The sequence below is a fragment of the Neisseria sp. P0021.S005 genome (genome assembly GCF_051956955.1).
Window position 1 is genome coordinate 1 of the sequence record NZ_JBQCWY010000683.1, and the last position, 1,632, is coordinate 1,632.

The 1,632-nt window shown below is 53.2% G+C and carries 1 protein-coding gene; it reads left to right on the forward strand.

Annotated elements, in window-relative coordinates; translation table 11 throughout:
* Nucleotides 1-110: 110 nt before the first annotated feature.
* A partial coding sequence (gene dnaE / locus ACTHUE_RS18295) for a DNA polymerase III subunit alpha (RefSeq protein WP_440424121.1) occupies nt 111-1,632 on the forward strand: 1,522 nt, incomplete at its 3' end.

Here is a 1,632-nt window from a genome sequence, read left to right on the forward strand (position 1 = left end):
CCCCTTCTGTTTTATTTGCTTTATCCAACCTCATTACATTTGGTTTTCAGACGGCCTTTCGCTGCCAACCCTGCTACAATACGCCTTTTATTGTTCACGCCGATTTTGCCATGACCGAGCCGACCTACATCCCCCTGCGCCTGCATACCGAATTCTCGATTACCGACGGTATGGTGCGGATTAAAAAACTGATTGCCAAAGCGCAGGAATACGGTTTACCTGCTTTGGGCATCAGCGATTTGATGAACGAATTCGGCTTGGTGAAATTCTATAAAGCCTGCCGCGGTGCAGGGATTAAGCCCATCGGCGCGGCAGATGTGTGGATAGGCAATCCGAATGCGTCCGACAAGCCGTTTCGTGCCATGCTGATTATCCGCAACGATGCGGGCTATCTGCGCTTGAGCGAACTTTTGACGGAGGCCTATGTCGGCAAAGACCGCAATATCCATCATGCGGAACTTAATCCCGAATGGCTGGAAAACGGCGACAACAGCGGCTTGATTTGCTTGAGTGGCGCACATTACGGCGAAGTGGGCGTGAATCTTTTGAACAGCAACGAAGACGCAGCGCGTGCGGCGGCGTTGAAATATGCGGCATGGTTTCCCGATGCGTTTTATTTAGAGCTGCAACGCCTACCCGAACGACCCGAATGGGAGGCTTGCGTTTCCGGCAGCGTGAAACTGGCAGAGGAATTGGATTTGCCGGTGGTAGCGACGCATCCGACTCAGTTTATGAGCCGCGACGATTTCAACGCGCACGAGGCGCGGGTGTGCATCGCAGGCGGCTGGGTGCTGACGGACAAGAAACGTCCGCGCGATTTTACGCCGAGCCAGTTTTTCATTCCGCCGGAAACGATGCTGGAACGTTTCGCCGACTTGCCCGAAGCCTTGGAAAACACGGTGGAAATTGCCAAATGCTGCAATCTGCACATCACATTGGGCAAAAACTTCCTACCGCTCTTCCCTACTCCGGACGGTCTGTCGCTGGACGATTATTTGGTGAAGCTGTCCAACGAGGGTTTGCAGGAACGCATGGTTCAGCTTTATCCCGACGAGGCGGAGCGTGCGGCAAAAATGCCGGAATATCAAGAACGTTTGGATTTTGAGCTGAACATCATCATCCAGATGGAATTCCCCGGCTATTTCCTTATTGTACAAGACTTTATCAACTGGGCGAAAACGCACGGCTGTCCGGTCGGGCCGGGCCGTGGTTCGGGTGCAGGCTCGCTGGTGGCGTATTCATTGAAGATTACCGACCTTGATCCGCTCAAATACGCGCTACTGTTTGAACGTTTCTTAAACCCTGAACGCGTCTCCATGCCTGACTTTGACGTTGACTTCTGTCAGGCAAACCGTGGCCGCGTGATTGAATATGTGCGCGAAAAATACGGCGCGGAAGCGGTCAGCCAGATTGTTACCTTCGGCACGATGTCGTCCAAAGCGGTCATCCGCGACGTGGGACGCGTGCTGGAACTGCCGTTTATGCTGTGCGACAAACTGTCCAAGCTGATTCCGTTGGAAGCCAACAAACCCCTGAGTTTGGAAAAAGCCATGGAGGCCGAGCCGCAGATTCAGGAATTGATTGAAGCGGAAGAAGCGGACGAACTGATTACGCTGGCGAAAAAGCTGGAAG